Origin of the sequence: Pseudomonas sp. ICBG1301 (assembly GCF_016918385.1) — a bacterium.
Lineage (GTDB): Bacteria > Pseudomonadota > Gammaproteobacteria > Pseudomonadales > Pseudomonadaceae > Aquipseudomonas > Aquipseudomonas palleroniana.
The window spans coordinates 675783-701748 of the sequence record NZ_JAEKGB010000001.1 but is presented as its reverse complement, the minus strand read 5'-3'; the positions used below and the strand labels follow the sequence as shown (position 1 = coordinate 701748).

The following is a 25966-nucleotide window of genomic DNA, read 5'->3' as shown; positions in this document are numbered from 1 at the left end:
CCGCATGATCAAACATTGGATCAACGGCCGTGAGGTCGAAAGCAAAGACACCTTCATCAACTACAACCCGGCCACCGGCGAGGCCATTGGCGAAGTCGCCAGTGGCGGGGCCGCAGAGGTCGCCCAAGCGGTGGCGGCCGCCAAAGAGGCGTTCCCCAAGTGGGCCAACACCCCGGCCAAGGAGCGCGCCCGGTTGATGCGCAAGCTCGGCGAATTGATCGAGCAGAACGTGCCGCGCCTGGCCGAGCTGGAAACCCTCGACACCGGCCTGCCGATCCACCAGACCCGGAACGTGCTGATCCCACGCGCTTCGCATAACTTCGACTTCTTCGCCGAGGTCTGCACACGCATGGACGGCCATAGCTACCCCGTCGACGATCAGATGCTCAATTACACCCTCTACCAACCGGTAGGCGTGTGCGGGCTGGTGTCGCCGTGGAACGTGCCGTTCATGACCGCCACCTGGAAGACCGCACCGTGTCTGGCGCTGGGCAATACGGCGGTGTTGAAGATGTCGGAGCTGTCACCGCTGACCGCCAATGAACTCGGACGCCTGGCGGTGGAAGCCGGGATTCCCAACGGCGTGCTCAATGTGATCCAGGGTTATGGCGCGACTGCCGGCGATGCGCTGGTGCGCCACCCGGACGTGCGCGCGATTTCCTTTACCGGGGGCACCGCCACCGGCAGGAAAATCATGCAGACCGCCGGCCTGAAAAAGTACTCCATGGAGCTGGGCGGCAAGTCGCCAGTACTGATCTTTGAAGATGCCGACCTTGAACGTGCCCTCGACGCCGCGCTCTTCACCATCTTTTCCCTGAACGGCGAACGTTGCACCGCCGGCAGCCGGATCTTTATCCAGGAAAGCGTCTACCCGCAATTCGTCGCCGAGTTTGCCGCTCGTGCCAAGCGCTTGATCGTCGGTGACCCTCAAGACCCGAAGACCCAGGTCGGCTCGATGATCACCCAGGCGCATTATGACAAGGTCACCGGCTACATCCGGATCGGCCTCGAAGAAGGTGCCACCCTGCTCGCCGGAGGCCTGGAGCGTCCGGCCAACTTGCCTGCGCATTTGAGCAAAGGCCAGTTTATCCAGCCGACCGTCTTTGCCGATGTGCACAACAAGATGCGCATCGCCCAGGAAGAAATCTTCGGCCCGGTGGTGTGCCTGATTCCCTTCAAGGATGAGGCCGAGGCGCTGCAACTGGCCAACGATACCGAATACGGCCTGGCCTCTTACATCTGGACCCAGGATATCGGCAAGGCCCATCGCCTGGCGCACGGAATCGAGGCCGGCATGGTATTTATCAACAGCCAGAATGTGCGGGACCTGCGCCAGCCGTTCGGCGGGGTCAAAGGCTCCGGCACCGGCCGCGAAGGCGGTCAGTACAGCTTTGAAGTGTTTGCCGAGATCAAGAACGTGTGCATTTCCATGGGCAGCCATCACATCCCGCGTTGGGGCGTATAGCCACCGACGTTTGCACTCCAACAAGAATAATGACTCAGGAGAATCATCATGGGCGAAGTAGTTCTGGCAGCGAAAATCTGCCACGTACCGTCGATGTACCTGTCGGAACTGCCCGGCAAACATCATGGCTGTCGCGAAGCGGCGATTGCCGGCCATAAGGAAATCGGCCGTCGCGCTCGAGCATTGGGCGCCGACACCGCCGTGGTATTCGACGTGCACTGGCTGGTCAACAGTGGGTATCACGTCAACTGCGGCGCACAGTTCCAGGGGACCTACACCAGCAACGAGCTGCCGCACTTCATCAAGAACATGGACTACGCCTACCCCGGCTGCCCTGAGCTGGGAGAGCTGATCGCCGCCGAGGCCAACCTGGCCGGTGTGCGCAGCATGGCCCATAACATCCCCAGCCTGGAACTGGAATACGGCACGCTGGTGCCCATGCGCTACATGCACATGGACGTGCCGGAGGCTGAAAAACTCCAGGTCATTTCCATCGCCGCCTGGTGCGCCTGGCATCGCCTGGAGGACAGCTTCACGTTCGGCGCCGCCGTGCGCCGAGCCATCGAAAAGAGTGACCGCAAGGTCCTGGTGCTGGCCTCCGGCTCGCTGTCGCACCGTTTCTCGGACGACCGCGAGGCCGAAGCGAATATCCACAACTGGACCCGCGAATTCGACAAGCAGATGGACCTGCATGTCGTGGAAATGTGGAAGCAAGGCCGCTTCAAGGAGTTCTGCGCGATGTTGCCCGATTACGCCGAACACTGCTTCGGCGAAGGCAAGATGCACGACACCGCCATGCTCCTGGGCCTGCTGGGCGGACCGGAATATGCCCAGCCCGCCGAGATCATCACGCCGCCGTTCGGCAGCTCGGGCACCGGCCAGATCAACGCGATTTTCCCGCTGTAAACCTGGGAGCAAGCCATGCCGCACTTTATCGCCGAGTACACCGACAACCTCGAACAACAGGCAGACCTGCCCGGCCTGTTTGAAAAAGTCCATCGCGTGCTGGGAGACAGTGGCGTGTTTCCCCTTGGCGGTATCCGCAGCCGGGGTGTACGCCTGGACACCTGGCGCATGGCCGATGGCAAGCACGACTACGCCTTTGTGCACATGACGCTCAAGGTTGGCCACGGCCGCGACTTGGCCACGCGCCAGGCGGTGGCCGAGGCGGTCTTTGCGCTGATCACCGCGCACTTCGCCGAGCTGCAGGCGCAGCGCTTGCTGGCGCTGTCGTTCGAGATGGTCGAGCTGCACCCACAGCTCAACTTCAAGCAGAACAACGTGCATGCGTTCCTGAACAACCCGGCGAACTGAAACGGACGCAGTCCTTGCAGGAGCGAGCTTGCTCGCGAAGATCCCACAAGCACCGTGGGTAACCAGGGGCATTGCGTTTTGTTGAGGTTTTTCGCGAGCAAGCTCGCTCCTACAAATAAAAAGTACAACATCATGAGCACAGCCCATTCCACTGCCGGCCGCGTACTGGCCGAGCACGACCGCACCCATCGTTTAGTCACCTGGCGTCTGATGCCGCTGTTGCTGGTGTGTTACCTGTTCGCCCATCTGGACCGCATCAACATCGGTTTTGCCAAGATGCAGATGAGCAGCGACCTGCACTTCAGCGATACGGTCTATGGCTTCGGCGCCGGGCTGTTCTTTATCGCCTACGCGCTGTTCGGCGTGCCGAGCAACATGGCACTGGACAGGGTTGGCCCGAGGCGCTGGATCGCCAGCCTGATGATCGTGTGGGGGCTTTTGTCCACCGGCATGTTGTGGGTCGAGAGTGCCCGTGGCTTCTATGTGCTGCGTTTTCTGCTGGGGGTGGCCGAGGCGGGGTTTTTCCCGGGCATCCTGGTGTTTCTCAACCGCTGGTATCCGGCGCGCCGTCGCGCTCAGGTCACCGCGCTGTTTGCGATTGCGGTGCCCATGGCCGGAGTCCTGGGTGGGCCGATTTCCGGTGCCATCCTGGAAAATTTCCACGACGTAGGCAGCCTGCGCGGCTGGCAGTGGATGTTCCTGATCGAAGGCGCGCCGGTGGTGCTCCTCGGGCTGGTGGTACTCAAGTGGTTGCCGGAGGGTTTCGATTCGGTGAACTGGCTGACGCTTGAGCAAAAACAACAACTGCGTGCCCAACTCAGCAGCGAAGAACAGCGCAAGACCATCACCTCATTCGGCGGCATCCTGCGTGACCGTCAAGTGTGGCTGCTGGTGGCAGTGTATTTCGCAGTGATGCTCGCGGTGAACACCCTCGCGTTCTGGATGCCCACCCTGATCCACGGCGCCGGTATTGGCCGCGACAGCCAGGTCGGCTTGTTGAGTGCCGTGCCGTATCTGGCGGGCTGCTGTTTCATGATCGGCTGCGGGCGGTCTTCCGACCGTCATCGCGAGCGCCGCTGGCACCTGTGCATACCGCTGCTGATGGCTGCCGTCGGCATTGCCGTCGCCGGCCTGGCGCCGGGCAACCCGTTGCTGGTGATGAGCGGGTTGGTGGTGGCCGGCATGGGCGCCAGTGCGGCCCTGCCGATGTTCTGGCAGTTGCCGCCGGCGTTTCTGTCCAACACCACCCAGGCTGCCGGCATTGCCATGATCAGCTCGTTCGGCAGCATCGCCGCGTTCCTCGCGCCCTACCTGATCGGCTGGATGCGCGACGCCACCCAGAGCGCCAGCCTGGCCCTGTATGGACTCGCCCTGTTTATCGCCTTCGGCGGCCTGCTGGTGCTGCGCACCCACGCCGCCATCGTCAACCCACACTAGAGACCGTTGCCATGCTCGACTCCCAGCAAATCCTCGAGGCGGCCAACCGCCTGGACCAAGCCGAACGCAGCCGTGAACAGCTACGCCAGTTTTCCCTCGACTACCCGGGCATCACGATCGAGGATGCCTACGCGATCCAGCGCGCCTGGGTCGCGCAGAAGATCAAGGACGGGCGCACCTTGAAGGGCCACAAGATCGGCCTGACTTCGCGCGCCATGCAGGTGTCGTCGAACATCACCGAGCCCGACTACGGTGCGCTGCTCGATGACATGTTTTTCGACGAAGGCAGTGACATCCCCTTCGAACGCTTCATCGTGCCGCGGGTGGAGGTCGAACTGGCATTCATCCTCGGCAAGCCCCTCAAAGGCCCGAACTGCACGGTGTTCGATGTACTCGACGCCACCGAGTGGGTGATCCCGGCCCTGGAGATCATCGATGCACGCATCCAGCAGGTCGACCCCCACACCCACACGACCCGCAAGGTGTTCGACACCATTTCCGACAACGCCGCGAATGCCGGTGTGGTACTTGGCGGCCGCGCCGTGCGCCCCACCGAGATCGACCTGCGCAAGGTGCCGGCGGTGCTGTACCGCAATGGCGTGATCGAGGAATCCGGCGTATCGGCGGCGGTGCTCAACCACCCGGCCAAGGGGGTGGCGTGGCTGGCCAACAAACTGGCGCCGTACGACGTTACGCTGCTGCCTGGGCAAGTCATCCTGGGGGGCTCCTTTACCCGGCCGGTGGCGGCCAACCCTGGCGATACCTTTCATGTCGACTACGACCTGCTCGGGTCGATTGCCTGCCGTTTCGTCTGAGCCCTGGAGGATTGCCATGGACATGCCCGTCAACCGCTTCAAACACCGCTTGCTCAACGGCGAAGTACAGATCGGCCTATGGCTCGGCCTCGCCGACGCCTACTGCGCGGAACTGGCCGCCAACGCCGGTTTCGACTGGCTGTTGATCGACGGCGAACACGCGCCCAACCCCTTGCAGGGCATGCTCGGTCAGTTGCAGGCCGTGGCGCCCTACCCTGGCCAGGCGTTGATTCGCCCGGTGATCGGTGACAGCGCGCTGATCAAGCAGCTACTGGATATCGGCGCCCAGACGTTACTGGTGCCGATGGTGGAAAGTGCCGCCCAGGCCCGGGAACTGGTACGCGCCATGCGCTACCCGCCTCAGGGTATTCGCGGGGTCGGCAGTGCCTTGGCCCGGGCGTCACGCTGGAACAGCATCCCCGACTACCTCGACAAAGCCGATGAGCAAATGTGCCTGTTGGTGCAGATCGAAAACCGCGAGGGCCTGGCCAATCTGGACGCGATTGCCGCCGTCGACGGAGTCGACGGTGTATTTATCGGCCCGGCGGACTTGAGCGCATCGATGGGGCATCGGGGCAATCCTGGGCACCCTGAGGTGCAGGCGGCGATCGAAGACGCCATCGTCCGCATCGTGCGGGCAGGTAAAGCGGCGGGAATTCTCAGTGCCGATGAACGCCTGGCGCGACGCTATATCGAACTGGGCGCTACGTTTGTGGCGGTGGGGGTGGATACCACGGTGTTGATGCGCGGGTTGCAGGCGTTGGCCGGAAAATTCAAAAGCATTCCAGCGGTCGCAACGCTTGGCGGGGTGTACTGATAATCCCGTGTGGGGAGGGGCGGTGCGACGACTCGACTTGCCCCCTCCCACATTTTGCTCCTCAGTGGGAGGGGCAATGATTCAGCGCTTGAGGTTGATGTTCTTCAAGTCTTCCAGCAGCCCCAACAGGGCCTCGAATTTCTCTTCGCCCAACTGATCCTGCAAGCGCTGATAGTTGGCCTCCATGCACTGGCTCATGGACTCGAAACTCGCTTTGCCCTTGTCGGCCAGCGTCACCAGTACGCGGCGCTGGTCCTGCTCGGCTTTGCGCCGGTGCACCATGCCGGCGGCTTCCATGCGCACCAGCACGCCGGTCATGCTCGGTTTGAGGATGCAGGCCAGTTCCGCCAACTGGTAAATCTCCAGCTCACCATATTGCTCAAGGATGCGGATGATCCGCCATTGCTGTTCGGTCAGGCCGTGCTCATTCAAGGACGGGCGGAAGAAACTCATTGCGGCTTCGCGGGCTTGCAGCAGGGTCAAGGTCAGGGACTGGCGAGGTTTGGACATAGGGATCAGGGTCACGAGGTATTTAGTTAATAATTTAACGAAACTCTAGCATTCCCTGCCGACGAGCGCGCTATAACTTGTTGATCGCACCGCCCGTGGCGCTCTGAATCAAATGCCTGGGCACGCAGCGTCAAGACTTCCATCCCGTCTGGGGCCCTAATGGAGGCATCCGCTTTAGAGCCTTCCTTCACTTTTTCAGGCTACGCCATGATCAACATCGAAACCCCGACGTATTACACCGCGACCAAGAAATACAACCTCAGCTTCCCCACCCTGGAACAGGATATCGACGCCGATGTGGTGGTGATCGGCGGCGGTTTCTCCGGCATCAACACGGCCCTGGAACTGGCGGAAAAAGGCATCACCAACATCGTCGTGCTGGAGGCCCGCTATCTGGGCTTCGGTGGCACTGGCCGCAACGGCGGGCAGATCATGGCCGGCATCGGCCACGACCTGGAGAAGATCAAAAAGGATGTCGGCGAAGACGGCCTGCGCCAAGTGTTCGAGATCAGCGACCTGGGTGCCGACATCATCAAGAACCGTATCGCCAAGTACAACATCGATGCGGATTTCTGCCACGGCTACGGCTACATGGGCTTCAACGCCCGCCAGGAAAAAACCCTGCGTGCCTGGGAAAAAGACTTCAAGTCGATCAACAGCCAGCACGAGATCCGCTTTCTCGGCGGCAGCGATGTGCAACAGATCATCGGCTCCACCGCCTACACGAGCGCCCTGCTGCACATGGGCGGCGGGCATGTGCACTCGCTGAACCTGCTGCTGGGCGAAGCCACCGCCCTGGCCGGCCATGGCGTACGGATTTTCGAGAACAGCCCGGCGCTGGAAGTCCGCTATGGCGAGCGCATCACCGTGCGTACCGGGCGCGGTTCGGTGCGCGCCAGCAAGTTGTTGTGGGCCTGCGACAGTTTCCTCAACAAGCTGGAACCGGAGCTGCATCGCTCGACCATCAACACCTACGCGTTCCAGATGATGACCGAGCCGTTGCCCGAAGAGTTGATCCAGCGCATCAGCCCGATTCGCGGGGCCTACAGCGACATCCGCCCGGTGATCGACTACTACCGCGTGACCAACGAGAACCGCCTGCTGTTCGGCGCCGCCACCCCGCTGGTGGAACATATTCCCGGCGACCTCAAGGCCTGGAACCGGCACCTGATGCTGAAGATTTTCCCCTACCTCAAGGACGTGAAAATCGACCTGGCCTGGGGCGGCCCGATGGCGTGCAGCCCCAACCTGTTTCCGCAGATCGGCACCTTGCCGGGGCGCAGCAATGCGTTTTTCGTGCAGGGCTACTCAGGCTTTGGCGTAACGCCCAGCCACATCATCTGCAAGGTTTTGGCCGAAGGCATGAGCGAAGGCTCGGCGCGCTATGACCTGGTCAGCTCCATTCATCGCCCCACCATCATCGGCAAGGACGCTATCCGCCCATTGCTGCTGACGGCGGGCAAATCCTGGCACCAACTTTCCGGTTACTGGAACGGGCGCCGCTAATCCCCCTTTTTACTCATCAGGAGCAACTGCCATGACCCTTACCACCCTCAAACACGACGTCCAGCTATCGGCACTCGACGCCTGGGGCAGTGTGGCCGACCTCGGCTCGCAGATTCTCGAAGGCGAAGTACGCGCCTTCGGCAAGATGACATTCGGCGCGCCGACCGACCCCGTCAGCAGCGCCTATTTCGGCACGACCCAAGGCAAGTTCCGCATGATCTACCCGTTCGCCGAACAAGCCACCCTCCTGACCGGCGAGGTGATCCTGACCGATGAATCCACCGGCCAGTCGGCGCGCTACAAGGCCGGAGACAGCTGGTTCGTGACCAAGGGCACGCCGGTGTTGTGGGAAGTGGTCAGCGAGAGTTTCGTCAAACACTACTTCGCCGTCGTGTAAGGAGGCGTTGCCATGACGAGTTCTACCGATTGGATCACCGTCGGCGCGCTGGCCGACGGCTTCGCCCCGCACGCCTTTATCCTGCCGAACCTGGCCGAGCTGGCCGGCCAGACCTTCACCCTGCACTTCGCCAATGGCTGGCAGATTGAGCACCGTTTCGAGCCGGAGCGCCTGGCCTGGCATGCCGCCGATGGGCACTCCAGCGGCAGCGCGCCCTACCGCGCCACCTCGATCCGCCCAGGGCTGTACCTGGTGGATTTCATCAAGCACGAAGCCGGGCAAAGCTGGTCGATCAGCCTGGTGCTGGATGTTGCGGGAGCGTCGTTCACGGCCGTGATCGGCAGCCTGCCCAGTCCACAGCAGACCCAGGAAGGCCTTTACCATCGTGCCCTGGCCGGCAAACCGCTGACCTCGGTGCAGGTCGACTTCCTCCACGGCAGCCTCGACCGCCCCTGGCAGGACGGTCATTGCCTGCACGCACCTACCGCCGAGCTGGTGGGGCTGCGCAACCAATATCGCTACAGCCCCAGCGAAGTCTATGAGCACATCTACCTCAACGAGCGCTTCTACGCGTGGCAGTGCCTCAAGGGCGTGGAGCAAGGCCTGTGCGACACCGACCGCTGCCATTACTACAAGATCGCCGAGCAGTTGTACCTGTTTGTATGGCAGGAGAAGATCGTGCCCACCCTCGGCCTGGTGCTGATTGATCTGCAACAGCACCGCAGCGACGGCAAGATTTTCGGCTATGCCGGGACGTCGTTCGATGCGCTGTCGAACTTCCCGGTCAGCTCGTACTGCCAGGTCCTCAACCACACGGAATACCCCCGTGACTGAGCCGCGCACGGTGCTGATCACCGGCGCCGGCAGCGGCATCGGCGCGGCCTGCGCGCGCATGTATGCCGAGGACGGCGCACGCCTGGTGCTGGTCGGCCGGCGTCGTGAGCCGCTGGAGCAGGTGGCACGCGAAACCGGTGGGCTGATCCTGGTGGGCGACGCCGCCTGCCCGGACACCTGGGACGGCTTTATCCAGCAGATCCGTGAGCAGTACGGGCGACTCGACGTGCTGCTGGCCTGTGCCGGTGGCCATGGCCTGGGCAGCGCGACCCAGACCCGCCCCGCCACTTGGGCAGACGCCCTGCGCAGTAACCTCGACAGCGCGTTCTACAGTGCCCGCGCCTGTTTGCCGTTGCTGCAGGCGAGCACGGGCAACATCGTGCTGATCGGCTCCATCGCCTCGTTGGCCGCAGGGCCTGAAGTGTGCGGCTACACCACGGCCAAACATGCGTTGCTCGGGCTCAATCGCTCCCTCGCGCGCGATTACGGGCCGTACGGCGTGCGGGTGAACGCGGTGTGCCCGGGCTGGGTACACACGCCCATGGCCGATGCGGAGATGCAAGCGTTGATGGACGCTTATGGCGATACCTTGCAGCAGGCCTATGCCCGCGTATGCACCGACGTCCCTTTGCGACGGGCCGCCCAGCCGGAGGAAATCGCCAAGGTGTGCCGCTTCCTGGCGTCCAGCGATGCCTCGATCATGACCGGTGCCACCGTGGTGGCCGACGGTGGTTCCAGCATCGTCGACGTTCCCACGCTGGCCTTCGCACACTTGGAGAGCGCCCATGAATGACCTGGAATTCAGCGGGCAAGTAGTGCTGGTCACCGGCGGCGCCCAAGGCATCGGGTGTGGCATCGTCGAGGCTTTTGCCCGGCGCGGCGCACGGGTGGTGATTGCCGACCGCCTGCTGGCGCAGGCCCAGGCAGTGGCCGCGACACTGTGCACGCAGGGTTATGACGTCCAAGCGCTGGGTGTGGACCTGGCGGAGGCCGAGGCGGTGCGGGACTGCGTCCAGGCGCTGCCCCGGCTGGATACCGTGGTGCACAACGCCGGGTATTTTCCATTGACCGCCCTGGAAGACATCACCCCGGCACTGCTGCAGCGCACCTTGGCGGTCAACCTGTCGGCGCTGTTCTGGCTGACCCAGGCGGCGTTGCCGATGTTCCGCGCACAAGGCCGGGGCTGTGTGCTGGTCACGTCGTCCGTCACCGGCAATCGCGTCGGCTACCCGGGGCTGAGTCATTACGCGGCGTCCAAGGCCGGGGTCAACGGTTTTATCCGCAATGCCGCGCTGGAGCTGGCACCGCTGAACGTGCGGGTCAATGGCGTGGAGCCCGGCATGATCGCCACTGCGGCGATGGGTAATCTGGGCGACGCTTCGGTGACTGACAGCATCGCCCGTCGCGTACCCCTGGGGCGCCTGGGTGTGGCGGCGGATATTGCCGGGGCCATGCTGTTCCTGGCCTCGGATCTGGCCAGCTATATCACCGGGCAGACCCTGGTGGTAGATGGTGGCTCGACCTTGCCGGAGGTCTGAAATGCGATTCGAATGTGGGAGCAAGCCCCCTCCCACATGGGATCGAGTTTGTTTTGGCGAATGTCTTTATGCTCCCACCGCCTGCATCCGGCTTGATCTGAAATCCTTCGGCGACACCTCAAACTGCTTCTTGAACGATCGGCTGAAGTGCGCCGAATCGGTAAAGCCCCACTTGTAGGCAATCGAGGTGATCGACTCGCTGCGCAGGAACGGGTTAGTCAAATCGTCCGCACTGCGCTTGAGCCGCGCCCGCTGGATATAACGGCAGACACTGTCGTCCTGTTCTTCAAACAACCGGTACAACTGGCGCACGGAAATGTTGAGCCGATTGGCCAGTCCGATCGGGCTCAGGCCCGGCTGGCTGAGTGACTCATCAATCACCTTCTGCACATAGCTGCGCAGGTTGTTGCCGTGCAGCGCCGCCACGCCTTCGCAGCACTCATCGCCCTGCTCCAGGGCCGAGCCCAGCAGCGAGACGAACGCCGCTTGCAACGCCTCGACTTCACCCCCGCCGTCTTCGGTGTCGTCCTTGCACAGTTGGTCCATCAGCACGTGCAGCATGCGCCCACAGGCCTTGGTCGAGGAGATCTTGCCAAAGGCACGTGCATCACCGCCCACGTGTTTGCAGACCTCGGCGCGCGCGAGAGACAGCGAGGCATGTTCAATCAGGCCGAAGGGGGTGATTTCAATAGAGCCCACCGAATCCATCAGCAGCATCTCGCCGGGGGCCAGTTGCAGGGTCTGGCCGTTCTGGACGATTTGCGAGTAACCGCTGCGCTGGCTGACCAGGAAACACTCCTGGTCGTTGTCGTGGTCGGCGTGGTGCGCCGGGCGCGTGATCAGCCCAGCATTGGTGCGCAGGATAGCCAGGCCACGTGGCAGGTTATGGATTTCGCCGATGAACAGCGAGCGGTTGAAGGCCAGTTCGGTATCGAAGTGGCCGCACGCGGCGCGCAGTTCGCTGTTCCAGCTGTCGAGTCCGTCGTGTGCATGCTGTGGGATGCTCATGGGGTGTCTCCGCAATGGCTTCTTTTTGTTGTTCTGGCGCAATAGTTAACATGTTATCTATATGCGCGCAACAACAACCTGTCTGCCATTGCAGAAGCACTAATGATGCCAATCAGAGGTTCGATAACACCCGTGGCAACCCGGCCAACGTCGCGAGCAAATGCCCGCGTTGTACCGGGCTCAGGGCGATATAACGCCGAAACGCCGGCATTCGATTGACCACTTCACTGCCACCCATATGTTCCAGCCGCACGGTCCATTGCCGGTCGCGCAGTTCAAGGCGCAAACGCTTGAAATCCAGTGGCATCAGGGCCTGGTACAGCGCCTCGTCGGCGTGCAACCGCGCCTGCAACTCACGGCCCAGCGCCGGGTCGCCGCAGCGGCGCCGCACACGAAGACCAGTGCGGCGAATCGCGCCTCCATGCTGCACCTCAAAACTCCCAGCGCCGCCTGCCCCAGCGGGGACTTGCAGGACAAATTCGGTCATGACCAAGTGCATCAACAGCTGCGCCTCGGTGCGCTCGACGATCTCAAACGCGAAGCCGTCCACTTCGAGTGTGGCCAGCCCAAGATTGCGTCGCAAATGCGCCAGGGTCACCCCTGGCCGATAGCCGCTCGGGGCGCGGTCGGCGCGCAACAGCTCAAACAGTTTTTGCCGCAAAGTCGCCATAGCCGTCATGGAGATGCCCCGGTTCATTGCTGAATTCCTTGGCCAGCACCTCCTCCACGGAGGCCGGCTTGAAGGGGTTGACCTTCTGCACCACGAGGGTCCAGAACAATGCATACGCCGCCGTCACGCCCAGCATCACGCCAAATGGCACATAAATGTCCGCCGGGTGCATGCCGGGCGGTGTGATAAACCACATGCCCAACAGGATGCCGATACTCGATACGATCTGCGGCAACGGAAACCATGGCGAACGGTAGGCACGCGGCAAATCCGGGCGACGAATGCGCAGGATCACCACCGATACCGTCACCAGCAGGTAGGCAAAGCTCCACGCACACACCGCCGCCAGTACCAGGTGCATGATGTTGTCGGTGTTACCGCCCAGGTACAGTGCGTGCAGGCAGGGAATCAGCATCGCCACCAGGATGCACAGCAGCGGCGTCTTGAAGCGCGGGTGCAGGTAGGTGAAGACCTTGGGCAGCGCACCGTCCACCGCCATGCCGTAGAGGATGCGCGGCACACCCGCCATCAGGGTATTGATGGTCGCCGCCCCGGCAAACAGAAAGCCGATGCCCAGCCACAGTGGGCCGACCTGCCCCATCACCTGCTCGGCGAATTTGGGAATGGCCATGGGGGTGTCCAGCAGATGCAGGCCGGACGCCGCATCCAGCACCACGTTTTCCACTTGGCGCTTCATCGCCGCACCGTAGATGAACATGCAGGTGGCCACCCCCATCAGCCCCAGCATCATCGCACGGGGCATCACTTTGGCCGATTGGCGCAGGTCCGGCGCCAGGGGTGTGACGAACTCGCAGCCGACGAACATGAACATCGCCATGCCCACCAGTGACAGCACCGTGATCAGGTCCGTGCCCACCAACGAGGCGCCGAACCAGCCGTCCAACTGCACCGCCGGGGCGGCGATCAGGCCGAGCACGCCGAACACCATCAGGGTGGTCCACATGCCAAAGGTGAGGATGATTTCCGCACGGCCGAACGCGCTGACGCCGAAGGCATTCAGCACGCCGAAGACCATCACGAAGCCCACGCCGAGCAGCCATGAACCGCCAGCGGATTCGGCCAGGGTATTGAGGTGTTCGAAATTCACCAAGGCCATGACCCCGGAGAGGATGGTCTCGGCGGTGCCGGCGAACACATGCACGATGAGGTAGGCCGACAAGGTGCCGGTGATCGCAAAAAAACGCCCCATGCCGCAGTTGATGTAGTCGTACACCGAACCGGTGGTGGGCAGGATCGCGGCGGCTTCGGCGAAGGTGGTCGCCTGGGCCAGCATCATGACCACCGCGATCAGCATCGCCAGGGCAAACGCACTGCCGCCGATGCCGAACCCCATGGTTGCGGTGAGTATCACGGGGCTCGCCATGATCAGGCCGATGGTGCTGGCCAACGCGGTGGGAAAACCTACCGTACCCCGGTTGAGGTGCGCGGTGAGTGGGTCGTTGCTCGACATGGTGGGGCCCTCGAAAACGGTTTTTTTAATGTATCGGCACTCTGCGCCCCACCCGAGTTGCTCGTCTTGCCCCTGTGTGCCGCCGGTTTTGTTGCTCCCTGCCACGGCGCAGGGTCTGGCGGCCAGGGTCAATTCCCTGGCACGCAAATGAAAGACTTCAACACCCGGCGCTCGCCCTAATGCGCCCTCACTCTTAACCAAGATGGGGGCAATAACAATGGAGCACACCCTGAAAAATCGTCGCCTGCGCCAGGCGGTCGTGCTGGGCATCACCTTGCTGGCGGGCAAAGCCTGCGCCATCGAGTTGTACGCCAATGCCGACACCCAGGTCACCGGCAATTTCCTTGCCGTCTACGGCATGTTCAACAGCCCGAAGAACTACGACGGGCGCAGCGGCGGTTCCACCTGGCGAGAGGCTTTCATCAAGTATGGCCTGAGCGTGAACCAGAGCCTGGGCAGCTTTGGCGGGGTGTATGGCACTGCCAACCTGGTGAGTTCCGGTACCTGGGGCGACGGCGATGCCTCCGGCGTCACCACCGGCCAGGAACGCACCACCAAGTTTGACGAAGCCTTTGCCGGCTGGCGCTCCGGCGACCTGTTCCCGGCCCTGGGCAAAGACGGCGTGGACCTGTCGTTCGGCCGACAGGTCATCACCCTGGGCGACGGTTTTATCGTCAACGACGACGGGCCCAATCTGGGCAAAGGCGTGGGTGATGGTGAGTTCAACCGGGGCGGCGCCTACTACATCGCGGCGCGCCATGCCTTCGACAAGACCGCCGTGATCCGCCTGGGCGGCAAGGAGGGCGTGCATGGCAGCCTGATGTGGATCAAATCCGATAACCCGGCCCAGGCCATGACCGAAATGGCCGCCGGCACCCTGGAATACAGCGCCGCGCCGGGCACCCTGGGGCTCACCTATCTTCACGGAATCGATGTGGATGAACGCTTCGCCAGCGATGTACAACGCCAACGCAAAGGCATGAACCTCTACAGCCTGCGCGGCACCGGCAATGCCGGTATCGAGCATGCACATTTCGCCTTCGAACTGGCCCGCCAGGACCGCCGCGACAGCCAGGAAAACGCCGGCTACGCCGAAGCCGGCTACACCTTCGCCGACCTGCCGTGGTCACCCGACCTGACGTATCGCTACGCGCGTTATTCGAAAAACTGGGACGGTATGTTCTCAGGCTTCAACCGAGGCTACGGCACCTGGGTACAAGGCGAAGTGGCGGGCAACTACTCCGGGCCGTACAACACCAATACGGCGGTGCAACACGTGGCACTCAAGGTCAAGCCGCTGGACAACGTCACCCTCGGCGCACTGTTTTTCGACTACAACACCGTCAGCACCCGTGGCCAACTCAACCTGGATGGCCGCGAGCTGGACCTGTACGCCGAGTGGGCAGTCAACGAGCACCTGATCATCACCCCCCTGCTGGGCCTGTATAAACCCAACAAGGGGGCAGAGACCGGCGGCAACCAGGTCGGTGGCAACGGCACCAATGTCTACAGTCAGTTGGTGGTCGCCGTCCCCTTCTGAACTTCCTCGGGCGCGCACGGACGCAGCGCCCGGACTTCTGCATATGCACCTTGGTGATAGAGCAGCGGCGCACGGCCGAAGTCATCGAAAGCCACCACCTTGCCGATCATGATCCAGTGGTCGCCACCGTCCACCTGCTGGTATTTCTCACAGTGAAAGCGTGCACTGCAATCGGCGAATACCGGCGAACCACCCTCGCCCGGTTCGTACTCGATCAGGGCAAAACGGTCTTCACGGGGGCGCGCAAAATTATTGGACAGGTGTACCTGGTCTGCCGCCAGTACGTTCACTGCGAAGTGGCTGGCCTCCTCGAACACTTCATGGCTATTGGAACGTTTGTCGATGCTCCACAGCACCAGCGGTGGGTCGAGGGACACCGAGTTGAAGCTGTTGGCGGTCACGCCGACCTTGCGCCCGGAGGCGGTGGCCGCGGTGACCACGGTCACACCGGTGGCGAAGTTGCCCAGGGCGCGGCGAAAGGCCCGTGGGTCGAAAAGGCAGTTGTCAGACATGCAAGACTCCCGGGCGCGTCCCGTGGGGCACCCTCATCGTTATGAGTGAAGAACGTGTCACACCATGCTCGGGTCCGGCGCAAGCCCCATCAGCTCACGGCCGAGGATTTGCGCGCAGACATCGTAATCGGTGTAGGCATGGGCGCCGGTCATATGGGAATCGCGGAACAGGCGCTGCATTTCGTTGTACTCAAACCAGGCATTACCCCCCGCTGCAGCAAACAGGCGATCGACTGCCTCAATGCACATTTTAGTCGCGTAGGCTTGGTTGGTACGCCAGAACGCCAGGGTTTGGCGGCTCGGGTAACGCTGCGCCGCGCTGTGTTCGGCATGCTCCTGCCAGGTTTTTTCAAGGAAGGCGCGGGCAGCAGCCACCTGGTGCGTGGACTCGGCCAGGCGCATCAACGCCGGGGTGGCGGCGCCCACTGCGGCACCGGTGTAGGCGCGCACGCGGTTTTTGGTTTTTTCACGGAACACCTCCAGCATGCGTTCGGCCACGCCGAGGCTGACGGTGGAAAAACCGCTGGCGAAGTACGGCCGATACGGTGCATAGAAAATCTGACTGTCGGGGTAGAGACCAAAACCTGCGGATTTGCCTTCCATCATGTCCTTGGCCTTCTGGATACGGTGTTCGGGCACCCAGGCGTTGTCGATGAGCAAGGTCTTGGTGCCGCTGCCTTTCATACCGGCGGCGTACCAGTCATCACGGATCTGGTAGTCGCTGCGCGGCAGCACCGCGAAGCAGTAATCCTGGGTGCCTTCGGCGTTCTCGCGGCGGCAGCCGACAATCGCCCACTCGCCATGGTCACAGCCACTGCTCCAGCCCATCTCGCCACTGAAATACACACCGCCCTCGCCCTCCGTCACCCGCCCGAACGGCGCGATACTGCTGCTGGACGTGGCATCCGGGTTCTCGCCCCAGATCTCCTGCTGCAACTTCGCCGAGAACAGCGCCAACTGGTGACTGTGGGTACACAGCAAGCTCATGGCCCAGGCGGTGCTGGCGCAGCTGCCGGCGAGCAAGGCGATGCAGTCGGCGAATTCGGGCAGCGACAGCTCCAGGCCACCAAATGCCTTGGGCTGAAAAGCACGGTGCAGGCCGATGCTTTTGAGCAAGGCGATATTTTCATCCGGCACTTGGCGCAGTTGTTCAGCGCGCACCGCATTCGCGGCGATGGCGGGCAGGAGGGGCTTGAGGTCTTCGAGCAGTGGGTTTGGCTTTTTCATGGATGGCCCTGCTTATTATTGGAGGTCCGGCACACGCTCCGGATCGAGGAGCGACGCTGGATGCAGGGCCAGTATCGACCGCATGGCCCGGGCGCAAAATGCACGTTCCACAGGCAAGGTTGTACTTTTCACAAGTTCGGCAGGCACAGGCATAAAACCTGGCAGGCACAGTCAAGCCACCTCGATAGCCGTTGGTTACCCTCGGTTTTTCTCAGTGAACTGCCAGGAATCTTTCATGAGCGATATCCCGCTGCTGCCTCAGGTCGAAGCTTTTCTGCGTCGCCGCCATGGGTTGTTCATCGACGGCATCAACGTGCCGAGCCATGCCGACCAGACACTGGCCGTGACCAATCCTGCCACCGGCCAGGTCATCGCCCAGGTTGCCGACGCGGACCTTGCGGATATCGACGCCGCCGTCAGCTCCGCCACCCGCGGCTTTGCGCGGTGGTCCCAGACCGCACCGGCGACACGCGGCAATGTGTTGCTGAAACTCGCCGACCTGCTGGAACACAACCGCGAAGAACTGGCGCAGATCGAAACCTGCCAGTCAGGCAAGATCATCCAGATTGCGCGCGCCTTCGAGGTCGACCAGGCCGCGCACTTCCTGCGTTATTACGCCGGTTGGGCCACCAAGATCAGCGGCCAGACGATCACGCCATCGCTGCCTTCCTTCAATGGCGAGCGCTACACCGCCTTCACCCTGCGCGAACCGGTGGGTGTGGTGGTGGGCATCGTGCCGTGGAATTTCTCGACCATGATCGCCATCTGGAAACTCGCTTCGGCGCTGGTGTGCGGTTGCAGCATCATCATCAAACCCAGCGAATTCACACCGCTGACCCTGCTGCGCATCGCTGAGCTGGCCATCGAAGCCGGGTTGCCGGCGGGCGTGCTCAATGTGCTGACCGGGGGTGGCCACGTCGGCAAGGGCCTGGTGGAACACCCCGGCACCCACAAGGTGTCGTTCACCGGCTCGGTGCCCACCGGCATCGCCGTGGGCCGCAGCGCCATGGGGGCAGGCTTGACCCGCACGACCCTGGAGCTGGGCGGCAAGAACGCTGCCGGGTTCCTGCCCGATGTGGACGTGGACAAAGCGGTGGAGGGCATCATCGAGGCCGGGTTTCTGCACTCCGGGCAAATCTGCGCGGCGGCCGAACGCTTCTTCGTGCATCGCTCGCAGATCGACGTGGTACTGGAAAAACTCAGCCAGCGCCTGCGCCGCCTGACCATCGGCTCGCCCCTGAACGAACGCACCGAATTCGGCCCGGTGACCCACCGCCAGCACCAACTCAAACTGCTCGGTTACTTCACCCAGGCCCGCGCAGAGCACAACACAATCATCCATGGCGGCACCCTGCTCGATCGCCCCGGTTGCTACGTCGAACCCACGGTGATCCTGGCCAACAATATCAACGACACCCTGCTCAATGAAGAAACCTTCGGCCCTATCGCCACCTTCCTGCCCTACGACAGCGAAGACGAACTGCTCGCCCTGATGAACAACAGCCCCTTCGGCCTCAGCGCCAGCCTGTGGACCCATGACCTGGGCAAAGCCCTGCGCATGGTACCGGCCATCCAGGCGGGCACGGTGTGGGTGAATATGCACACACTGCTCGACCCGGCGGTGCCGTTTGGGGGGAATCGATCCTCGGGGGTAGGCCGCGAGTTTGGCAGTGCATTTATCGAGGATTACACCGAGCTCAAGTCGGTGATGATTCGGTATTGAGCGAACTGAAGGTCAGCAATAGCACCGTTCCCAAACATATCCAGTGACCAAGTGGTGCAGGCTCGAGTAAACCACAAGCTAGCGTTAATGCTCTGAAGGACTCTCTCAGGAGCAACGGATTGCGCCCCACACCCCAAACCCACCGCCTGCGTCACGGTCGCTACTCGGAACATGGGCGTAGCTACCTCATCACCATCGTCGTTCACCAACGCCAGCAGTTTTTTACCGACCTGTTTCTGGGTCGCCTGCTGGTTGCCGAGCTCCGGCAGGTTCATGAACTTGGTTTGGTCGACTCCATGGCCTGGGTCATCATGCCTGACCATATCCATTGGCTGTTTGAGTTGAAACAGCAAACGCTGGCCGACGTCGTTCGTCGTATCAAGTCACGCAGTACGCTGACAATCAACAGGTATCGCCAAAGCAAAGAACGCGTCTGGCAACCAGGCTATTACGATAGGGCTGTGCGTGTAGAAGACGATGTACGCACAATGGCGCGCTATATCGTTGCCAACCCGCTGCGCGCGGGTTTGGTAGAGCGGGTCGGGGACTATTCATTATGGGATGCCGCCTGGCTCTGAAACCGGCCCGTAGTGAGCGGGCTTGCCCCGCGCTGGGCTGCGCAGCGGCCCCAAACCCAGACACCTCGGTCTCACTGAAACAACGCGGCGTTCTTGTTGGGGCGGCTGCGCCACCCAGCGGGGCGAGCCCGCTCACTACAAGCGTTCGGCGCTCGGGTGATGGGTTGCGTGCCCGCTTCTAAAACCGGCCCGTAGTGAGCGGGCTTGTCCCGCGCTGGGCTGCGAAGCGGCCCCAAACCCAAGCGCCTCGGTCTCTCTGAAACAACGCAGCGGACTTATTGGGGCGGCTGCGCCGCCCAGCGCGGGGCGAGCCCGCTCACTACAAGGGCCCGCTATGCCAGCGCAGGGCCAGTGCCGCTGGGCGACGTATCACCTGTTCCACCGTCACCGTCCATAACCGTTGTGCGCCTTCGAAGCGGGCCACTTCGGGCCCCTCCAGGATCAGCGAGGTGCGCCCGGCCAGATGCAGCACCTCTCCCGACTCGAAGTCGATGAACAACAGGCCCGCCACCGGGTTGACCTGTAGGTTGCCCAGGGTGTTGAAGAACAGGTTGCCGGCAAAGTCAGGGATGGTCAGCACGTTGCCCTCGACCCGCACAAAACCGGTGTTACCGCCCCGATGCGAAACGTCCACCGAACGCTGGCCGTCCACTTCGACGTAGCTGGCGACGAAGAAGGTGTCGGCGCTGCGAATCATCATTTGCGCCGCGTCATCCAGGCCGTCAAGACGCTCAACCTGCGTGCCGGGTTTACGTGCAATCGCGTCGACCGGGCGCAACTGGATGTACTTGGGGCAGTTGCCATAGGTGTGCACGACGTCGACCGAGAAGCCATCGTGATCAAGCACCTCGATTCGGCCGTTCATGCGGTTGCGGCGGCGGGTGTTGAGGTCGATCCCCAGCAGGCCCACCGAGGCGCCGACGTGCAGTGCCGTGCGGGCCGGGTCGCCGGTGGACGGCAGGCTGTCGATCTGCAAGGTCTGCGGGTCCGGCGAGTGGGCAAAGCCGGGGGCGCCTTCAAGCATCGTCGCCCAGGGAATGCCCTGCTCGTCCACCACGCCCAGTACCAGGTACGGCAACAAGGGATAGAAGTCCCGGTGTTGTTCCGGCAGGTGATCGCGAATCACCTTGGGCCCGACCACGGCCATGCGGTCGGCCACGCCAACCGCTGCTTGCAGGTAACGTTCGCCGGCATGCCAGGGGGATGTCTGCCGGAGGGATGGTTCGATGGGGTTCATGCTGAGCACCTCATGCTGGAGAGCCCTATGCTGCGCCCTGACAGCCCGTGTGCGAATAACCACGTCAGGCAATCCACTATTACACTCACTGAAATGCAGGATGCTCACGCAGCTGCGCCACACAGTGCTCGACAAAACTGCGCACGCGCATCGGTGCGTTGCGGCCTTCGCGATACACCACCTGCACGGGCAGTGGCGGCTGTTCGTAACCGGCCAATACCCGACGCAGCTGCCCACTGCGCAAATGCTCGTGCGCCGGGTAACTCAGGCAGCGGATCAGCCCCGCCCCATGCACGGCGGCATTGATCGCGCCCTGCACCGTGGTGCAACCCAGGCGGGCACGGGCCTTGAGCTGGTAGCCGTGGAAATCCCAAGCCACCCGGTCGCCTCCGGCTATCAGCCGATGCTGCTTGAGATCGTCCGGGTGCTGGGGTTCGCCGTGGGTTGCAAGGTAGTCGGGGCTGGCGCACAGGATATGCCGCACCTGCCCCACCGACCGTGCGATCAGCGACGAGTTGGGCAAGTGGCCGACAAGGATCGCTACATCCAGACCTTCTTCATGCAGGTTCGGGTAGTAATCGTGATAGCACGCTTTCAGGTGCACGTCGGGATAACGCTCCATGTAAGCGGCCAATACCGGCGCCATCACGTAGCGACTGAACAGAAACGGCAGAAACACCCGCAGGTTGCCTTGAGCCTCAGTCTGCAAGCCCTTGGCCGAAGCTTCAGCAGCATCCACGGCCGCCAGCAAGCGCACACAATCGGCCAGGTACGCCTGGCCCGCGTCGGTCAAGCGCACACCCTGGGTACTGCGCAGCAGCAACGGCACGCGCAACCGTGCCTCCAGCCGCGCCACCGCACGTACCAGTGTCGGCGCGGAGACACAGGTTGCACGTGCCGCCGCGGCCAGGCTCGTGTGCCCGGCCAACGCGGCAAACAGCTGCATATCGCGATAACGCTCCATCAGCCGCGCCGCGTCATCGCCGGGTTCAGCGCGGCGTCCTGGCCCAGCCGCTGGCTGAGGAAATCCACGAAGGTGCTGACTTTGGCCGGTACGCGGGCACTCTGCTGAAACACTACCTGGATCGGCAGCGGTGCCGGTTCGAACGCCTCCAGCACAATCTCCAGCTCGCCCGCCGCCACCTGCGCCGCGATTTGATAGGACAACACCTGGGTCGCGCCCCAGCCCAGGCACGCCAGGTTGATCGCCGCGTTATTCGCCGTGACCACCAGGCGCGGTTCGATAGGCACCGTCACCGGCTGGCCCTGGTCGAAAAACGCCCACTCGTGCACCCGTTGGCTGGCGGACGAGGTGACGATCTTGAAGTCACGCAATTGGGCGGGATGCCGAGGCCGCCCGTGTTGATCGAGAAAGGCCGGCGCCGCACAGACCACCCGGCGTACCTCGCCGACTTTGATTGCCTGTTGCCCCGGCTCGTACAGATGACCGATGCGTACGGCCACATCAACACCTTCATCGGCCAGGTTCACCACACGGTCGACCAGCAACGCGTTGAGCGTCACCAGCGGAAAACGATCCAGGTAATCCCCCAGCACCGGCGCCACATACCGCTCGCCGAACAGTACCGGCGCGGTCACCGTCAAATGCCCGCAAGGGCTGGAGTAACTGCCTGCCGCCGCCTCTTCGGCCTCATCCAGTTCGGCCAGGATGCGTCGGCAGTCTTCCAGGTAACGCTGGCCGGCCTCCGTCAAATGCAGGCTGCGTGTGGTACGCGCCAGCAATTGGGTACCGATGCGCGCCTCCATGGCGGCGATGGCCCGGGTCACGCTGGGCGGTGAGGTATTCAGGCGGCGTGCGGCGGCGGCGAAGCCCTCCTCCTCGGCCACCGCCAGAAACACCTGCATCTCATGAAATCGGTCCATCGGCGCCCCTTGTGGACGTTACGGTGTTTGCAGGCCCGCTACCGTGCGAGGCATGCCGACAAAGCCCGGCAACGCCTCGATGCCGGCGAGCCAGGCCCGCACTTTAGGGTAGTCGGCCAGCGACACATTGCCTTCCGGCGCGTGAGCCACGTAGGAGTAAAACGCGATATCGGCGATGGTCGGTTGCTCACCGACAAGAAACCGCGTCTGGCTGAGTTGCTGTTCCACCAGTTTGAGCAAGGCGTGGGAGCGCGCGATGGCATTGGCGGTGTCGATCTCGGCACCAAACACCACGGCCAGGCGCGCCGACGCCGGCCCTACATGCAAGGGGCCGGCCGCGGCCGAGAGCCAGCGTTGTACGCGAGCCTGCCCCACCGGATCGCTCGGCAGCCATTGGCCTTTGCCGTAGGTGGCGGCCAGGTAGACCAGGATGGCGTTGGAGTCCGCCAGCACCATGCCGTTGTCATCAATCGCCGGGACCTGTCCGAAGCTGTTGACCTCAGTCAGAAATTCCGCGGTTTTGTGCGCGCCGTGCTTGAGGTCCACCAGGATGAATTCCATGGGCAGCCCCAGCAGGGACAGCATCAACTCGACCCGATGCGAGTGGCCGGACAACGGGAAACCATACAGTTTGATCGCAGGCTGGGACATTGAGACGCTCCAAAGGTGGGGGTTTCGACGCCGGTCATGTTCCACCGCAGTGCAAATCGTTGGAATCACCAGGATTTACAATCCAGCATTTCACAGCATGAAACAATACCGCGAGGGTGCTCAGCGCTCCTCCAGCCGGTCACGCAGAAACCGGTGGCTGGCGGAAAACAACCGCTGGTAGGTGAGCAGCACTGCACCGACCGTGCCCAGCGCCGATGATGCGGCGATCAGGAACATGATCACGATCTGGTAGCGCACCGCGTCCAGCGGGCTCTCCCCCGCCAACACCTGGCCGGTCATCATGCCCGGCAGGCTGACGATACCGACCACGGTCATCTGGTTCAGCGTGGGGATCATCCCCGCCCGCACGGCCTGGCGGATCGCCTCCTGGGCGGCTTCCCAGCGTGAGCCGCCCAGGGCCAGGATCATCTCGATGGTATTGCGCCCCGAGGTCAGCTCCTGGGTCATGCGCTCAATGCCCAACGACACGCCGGTCAGCGTATTGCCCAGGATCATGCCGAGGATCGGGATCGCATATTGCGGTTCATACCAGGGGTGGATACGGATCACCGCGAACAGGCCCACCGCCGTCACCAGCCACGAACTGCCCCAGACCGACACGATGCTGTCGACCCGCTGCCCGCGATAAGTGCGTCGCCCACGTCCCGCCGCCGAGATGCCGGCGATCAAGGTCATCGCACACATCAACGGCAGTACCACGTACCAGTAGGCAAACTCGAATACCCAGCCCAGCAGGTACCCGATGGCCATCAACTGCACCACCGTGCGCACGGCGGCCCACAGCAACTGGCGCTCCAGGCCCAGGCGCAACAACAGCGACAAGGCGCCGTTGATCAGGATCAGCGAGGCGGCGATGCCCATGTCCAGTGCGGTCAGGTTTTGATAATTCATGGCTGGGCGACTCCGCTCAGAACACCGGCACTCATCTGCAAATGCAGGTCGCTCATGCGCCGGGCCTGCTCCAGGTCGTGGGAGACCCAGAGGTAGGCGCGGGCCTTATCGGCGGCGTACCAGGCATCGATCAGCGCTTCGACATCCCGGGAGGACGTGGGGTCGAGGGCGGCGGTGGGTTCATCCAGCAACAGCACTTCGGGGTTCAATTGCAGGGTGCGGATCAACGACACCACCTGGGCTTCGCCCCCCGACAGATCGCCGGCGTTTTTAGTCAGGAAGTCCGGTTGCTTACCGGCATGCTCCAGCAACGTGATCACGGCTTGCCGATCGAAGCTGCGCTTGCGCAGGGTCTTGAGGCTGAACGGGAAGCGCAGGTTGTCCTCCACAGTCCCCTCGATCAACGCCGGGCGCTGGGACAGGTAGCTGATATGGCTGCGGTAATGGGGAATCTCTGAGTTAGCAATCGGTTGACCGTTCCACAGGATCTGCCCGGAGCTGGGCGCGTCCAGCAGGGCCAGTGCGCGCAGGAATACGCTTTTGCCGGAGCCTGAGGAACCGGTGATCGACACGCGGTCGGCGCGGTTCAAGCTGAAGTCGGTGGGTTGCAGCAAAATCGCCTGGCGACGCTCGTCCTGGCGCGTGAGGGCGCGGGTTTCTATCAGTGCGCTCATGGACAGGGTGTTCCTCTTGATCCGGTTGGCGGACATGGTGCGGCAGCCGCACAAAGTTTTCATGAAAAAATTCAAACTATCGCCCCTCACGTCGTTCACACCTTCACGTGCAACGTTAGGTAGGAGGCGACATGCAATACCGACAACTGGGCCATAGCGGCCTGCTGGTATCTGAAATCATCCTCGGCACCGTGCCGTTCGGCGGTCGCGCCGAGTTTGCAAAATGCGGCGCGGTGGATGTGCCCCAGGCCAGGCGCATGTTCGACATCGCGTTCGAGGCCGGGGTCAACATGGTCGACACCGCTGACCTCTACTCCCACGGCCTGGCCGAGGAAGTGGTGGGCAAAGCCTTGGGTGACAAGCGCAACGATATCCTGCTGGCCACCAAGGGCCGCAGCCCCGTGGACAATAATCCGAACAACTCCGGCGCCTCGCGCTACCATCTGATCCGCGCGTGTGAGGCCAGTTTGAAGCGCCTGGGCACCGATCACATCGACCTCTACCAATTGCACAATTGGGATGGCCTGACGCCCATCGAAGAGACCCTTGAAGCGCTGCGGCTGTTAGTCGGTTCGGGGAAGATCCGCTACTTCGGCACCAGCAACTTCACCGCCTGGCAGATGATGAAAACCCTGGGCAAAGCCGAGCTGCACGGCATGCTCAAGCCCCTCACCCAACAGATCTACTACACCCCGGAATCCCGTGAGGCCGAGTACGAGTTGCTGCCCCTGGCGCTTGACCAGTCCGTCGGCACCCTGGTGTGGGGCCCGATGGGCGAAGGTCTGCTGACCGGCTCGACCCGACGCGGGCAAAACCCGCCAGCCAATACACGCCAAGGCAGCGACTGGCCGGAACCCTATGTGCATGACCGCGAGCGCGCCCTGGATATCATCGAAACCCTCGCGGCCGTCGGCGATGAGCTGGGTGTGTCGGTGGCGCGCACCTGCCTGGCCTGGCTCAAGGACCGCCCCGGCATCACCGCGCTGATCGTCGGCGCCCGCACCGAAGAGCACCTGCGCGACAACCTCGCCGCCACTGAATTGAAACTCACCGAGGCGCAGTCTTCGCGCATCGAAGCCGTCACCCGGCGCCAGCCGTTGTATCCGTACTGGCACCGCTTCACCGCCGGGATCGACCGCTTCGACCCGGCAGAGCAGCCGTTTTTGGCCGAGCACCAAAAGACCATGGATGCCCGCAAGGACAAGTGATGGAGGGGGCGACCCTCCCGCCGAGGGTCGCCTTGCGC

Annotated in this window: 26 protein-coding genes and 1 pseudogene; 15 read left to right on the top strand and 12 right to left on the bottom strand. The window is 62.8% G+C overall.

Annotation, left to right across the window (positions count from 1 at the left end; translation table 11 throughout):
- Positions 1 to 4: 4 nt before the first annotated feature.
- The 6 genes from hpaE to hpaI all read left to right on the top strand — a co-directional run bounded on the left by hpaE (position 5) and on the right by hpaI (position 5848).
- Positions 5 to 1465 carry a 5-carboxymethyl-2-hydroxymuconate semialdehyde dehydrogenase gene (gene hpaE, locus JBE38_RS03265; RefSeq protein WP_060756933.1) on the top strand — a complete coding sequence of 487 codons (1461 nt, stop codon included), beginning with the start codon at positions 5 to 7 and terminating at the stop codon, positions 1463 to 1465.
- Between the two features lie 48 nt (positions 1466 to 1513).
- Positions 1514 to 2371, top strand: coding sequence for a 3,4-dihydroxyphenylacetate 2,3-dioxygenase (hpaD, locus tag JBE38_RS03260; protein WP_090369949.1), 858 nt, complete (start codon positions 1514 to 1516; stop codon positions 2369 to 2371).
- Between the two features lie 15 nt (positions 2372 to 2386).
- Positions 2387 to 2779, top strand: coding sequence for a 5-carboxymethyl-2-hydroxymuconate Delta-isomerase (locus tag JBE38_RS03255; RefSeq protein ID WP_104994248.1), 393 nt, complete (start codon positions 2387 to 2389; stop codon positions 2777 to 2779).
- A gap of 132 nt (positions 2780 to 2911) precedes the next feature.
- Positions 2912 to 4216, top strand: coding sequence for an MFS transporter (locus JBE38_RS03250; protein WP_205343547.1), 1305 nt, complete (start codon positions 2912 to 2914; stop codon positions 4214 to 4216).
- Between the two features lie 11 nt (positions 4217 to 4227).
- Positions 4228 to 5031, top strand: a complete 804-nt coding sequence (gene hpaH, locus JBE38_RS03245; protein ID WP_205343546.1) for a 2-oxo-hept-4-ene-1,7-dioate hydratase — start codon at positions 4228 to 4230, stop codon at positions 5029 to 5031.
- A 16-nt stretch (positions 5032 to 5047) separates the two neighbouring features.
- Complete coding sequence (hpaI, locus tag JBE38_RS03240) at positions 5048 to 5848, top strand: 4-hydroxy-2-oxoheptanedioate aldolase (protein WP_205343545.1); 801 nt, start codon at positions 5048 to 5050, stop codon at positions 5846 to 5848.
- Between the two features lie 81 nt (positions 5849 to 5929).
- Here the strand turns inward: hpaI and hpaR are convergent, their stop codons facing one another.
- On the bottom strand, positions 5930 to 6358 hold the full coding sequence (gene hpaR / locus JBE38_RS03235; RefSeq protein ID WP_090369939.1) for a homoprotocatechuate degradation operon regulator HpaR: 429 nt from the start codon (positions 6356 to 6358) through the stop codon (positions 5930 to 5932).
- Between the two features lie 207 nt (positions 6359 to 6565).
- Between hpaR and JBE38_RS03230 the strand changes: the two genes are divergently transcribed.
- The 5 genes from JBE38_RS03230 to JBE38_RS03210 are packed head-to-tail and all read left to right on the top strand — an operon-like array spanning position 6566 to position 10633.
- Complete coding sequence (locus JBE38_RS03230) at positions 6566 to 7864, top strand: NAD(P)/FAD-dependent oxidoreductase (protein ID WP_060756847.1); 1299 nt, start codon at positions 6566 to 6568, stop codon at positions 7862 to 7864.
- 31 nt (positions 7865 to 7895) lie between these two features.
- Positions 7896 to 8261 (top strand): cupin domain-containing protein, encoded by a 366-nt coding sequence (locus tag JBE38_RS03225; RefSeq protein ID WP_090369935.1) that lies wholly within the window; start codon positions 7896 to 7898, stop codon positions 8259 to 8261.
- Positions 8262 to 8273: 12 nt separating this feature from the next.
- Positions 8274 to 9095, top strand: a complete 822-nt coding sequence (locus JBE38_RS03220) for a molybdenum cofactor biosynthesis F family protein (protein WP_205343544.1) — start codon at positions 8274 to 8276, stop codon at positions 9093 to 9095.
- Positions 9088 to 9888, top strand: a complete 801-nt coding sequence (locus JBE38_RS03215; protein WP_205343543.1) for an SDR family oxidoreductase — start codon at positions 9088 to 9090, stop codon at positions 9886 to 9888. The genes JBE38_RS03220 and JBE38_RS03215 overlap by 8 nt, the downstream gene beginning before the upstream one ends.
- Entirely contained in the window at positions 9881 to 10633 is a 753-nt protein-coding gene (locus JBE38_RS03210; protein ID WP_126870751.1) for an SDR family oxidoreductase, read from the top strand. Before JBE38_RS03215 ends, JBE38_RS03210 begins: the two co-directional genes overlap by 8 nt.
- A 66-nt stretch (positions 10634 to 10699) precedes the next feature.
- On the opposite strand, the gene feaR is transcribed toward JBE38_RS03210, so the two are convergent.
- From feaR to JBE38_RS03195, 3 genes are all read right to left on the bottom strand, one after another.
- Positions 10700 to 11641, bottom strand: a complete 942-nt coding sequence (gene feaR / locus JBE38_RS03205) for a transcriptional regulator FeaR (RefSeq protein WP_104994256.1) — start codon at positions 11639 to 11641, stop codon at positions 10700 to 10702.
- Between the two features lie 112 nt (positions 11642 to 11753).
- The gene (locus JBE38_RS03200; protein ID WP_240202387.1) at positions 11754 to 12338 is read right to left on the bottom strand and encodes a DUF3156 family protein; all 585 of its coding nucleotides are present in this window, start codon (positions 12336 to 12338) and stop codon (positions 11754 to 11756) included.
- Positions 12283 to 13782: an APC family permease gene (locus tag JBE38_RS03195; protein WP_205343542.1), complete on the bottom strand. Its 1500-nt coding sequence runs from the start codon at positions 13780 to 13782 to the stop codon at positions 12283 to 12285. Before JBE38_RS03195 ends, JBE38_RS03200 begins: the two co-directional genes overlap by 56 nt.
- 217 nt (positions 13783 to 13999) lie before the next feature.
- Between JBE38_RS03195 and JBE38_RS03190 the strand changes: the two genes are divergently transcribed.
- On the top strand, positions 14000 to 15322 hold the full coding sequence (locus tag JBE38_RS03190; RefSeq protein WP_205343541.1) for a hypothetical protein: 1323 nt from the start codon (positions 14000 to 14002) through the stop codon (positions 15320 to 15322).
- A gap of 32 nt (positions 15323 to 15354) precedes the next feature.
- Here JBE38_RS03190 and JBE38_RS03185 read toward each other — a convergent pair.
- Positions 15355 to 15834 (bottom strand): annotated as a pseudogene (locus tag JBE38_RS03185) (flavin reductase family protein); the annotation flags it as partial.
- Positions 15835 to 15891: 57 nt separating this feature from the next.
- Positions 15892 to 17061 (bottom strand): p-hydroxyphenylacetate 3-hydroxylase oxygenase component, encoded by a 1170-nt coding sequence (locus JBE38_RS03180; protein ID WP_205343540.1) that lies wholly within the window; start codon positions 17059 to 17061, stop codon positions 15892 to 15894.
- Positions 17062 to 17296: 235 nt separating this feature from the next.
- Between JBE38_RS03180 and JBE38_RS03175 the strand changes: the two genes are divergently transcribed.
- Both JBE38_RS03175 and JBE38_RS03170 read left to right on the top strand, forming a co-directional pair.
- A complete protein-coding gene (locus JBE38_RS03175; protein ID WP_205343539.1) occupies positions 17297 to 18784 on the top strand; it encodes an aldehyde dehydrogenase family protein in 1488 nt (495 codons plus the stop codon).
- 119 nt (positions 18785 to 18903) lie between these two features.
- Positions 18904 to 19362 (top strand): REP-associated tyrosine transposase, encoded by a 459-nt coding sequence (locus JBE38_RS03170; RefSeq protein WP_090369920.1) that lies wholly within the window; start codon positions 18904 to 18906, stop codon positions 19360 to 19362.
- Positions 19363 to 19681: 319 nt separating this feature from the next.
- Here the strand turns inward: JBE38_RS03170 and JBE38_RS03165 are convergent, their stop codons facing one another.
- The 6 genes from JBE38_RS03165 to JBE38_RS03140 form a co-directional block, all read right to left on the bottom strand.
- Entirely contained in the window at positions 19682 to 20599 is a 918-nt protein-coding gene (locus tag JBE38_RS03165; RefSeq protein WP_205343538.1) for a pyridoxamine 5'-phosphate oxidase family protein, read from the bottom strand.
- 85 nt (positions 20600 to 20684) lie between these two features.
- Positions 20685 to 21563 carry a LysR family transcriptional regulator gene (locus tag JBE38_RS03160; protein ID WP_205343537.1) on the bottom strand — a complete coding sequence of 293 codons (879 nt, stop codon included), beginning with the start codon at positions 21561 to 21563 and terminating at the stop codon, positions 20685 to 20687.
- Positions 21563 to 22483 (bottom strand): LysR family transcriptional regulator, encoded by a 921-nt coding sequence (locus tag JBE38_RS03155; protein WP_205343536.1) that lies wholly within the window; start codon positions 22481 to 22483, stop codon positions 21563 to 21565. Before JBE38_RS03155 ends, JBE38_RS03160 begins: the two co-directional genes overlap by 1 nt.
- A gap of 18 nt (positions 22484 to 22501) precedes the next feature.
- The gene (locus JBE38_RS03150) at positions 22502 to 23134 is read right to left on the bottom strand and encodes a glutathione S-transferase family protein (RefSeq protein ID WP_090369912.1); all 633 of its coding nucleotides are present in this window, start codon (positions 23132 to 23134) and stop codon (positions 22502 to 22504) included.
- 120 nt (positions 23135 to 23254) lie between these two features.
- Positions 23255 to 24046: an ABC transporter permease gene (locus tag JBE38_RS03145; RefSeq protein WP_090369910.1), complete on the bottom strand. Its 792-nt coding sequence runs from the start codon at positions 24044 to 24046 to the stop codon at positions 23255 to 23257.
- Positions 24043 to 24720: an ABC transporter ATP-binding protein gene (locus tag JBE38_RS03140; RefSeq protein ID WP_090372352.1), complete on the bottom strand. Its 678-nt coding sequence runs from the start codon at positions 24718 to 24720 to the stop codon at positions 24043 to 24045. Before JBE38_RS03140 ends, JBE38_RS03145 begins: the two co-directional genes overlap by 4 nt.
- A 131-nt stretch (positions 24721 to 24851) precedes the next feature.
- On the opposite strand from JBE38_RS03140, the gene JBE38_RS03135 reads away from it, so the two are divergent.
- On the top strand, positions 24852 to 25928 hold the full coding sequence (locus JBE38_RS03135) for an aldo/keto reductase (protein ID WP_090369908.1): 1077 nt from the start codon (positions 24852 to 24854) through the stop codon (positions 25926 to 25928).
- The last annotated feature ends 38 nt before the right edge of the window (positions 25929 to 25966 follow it).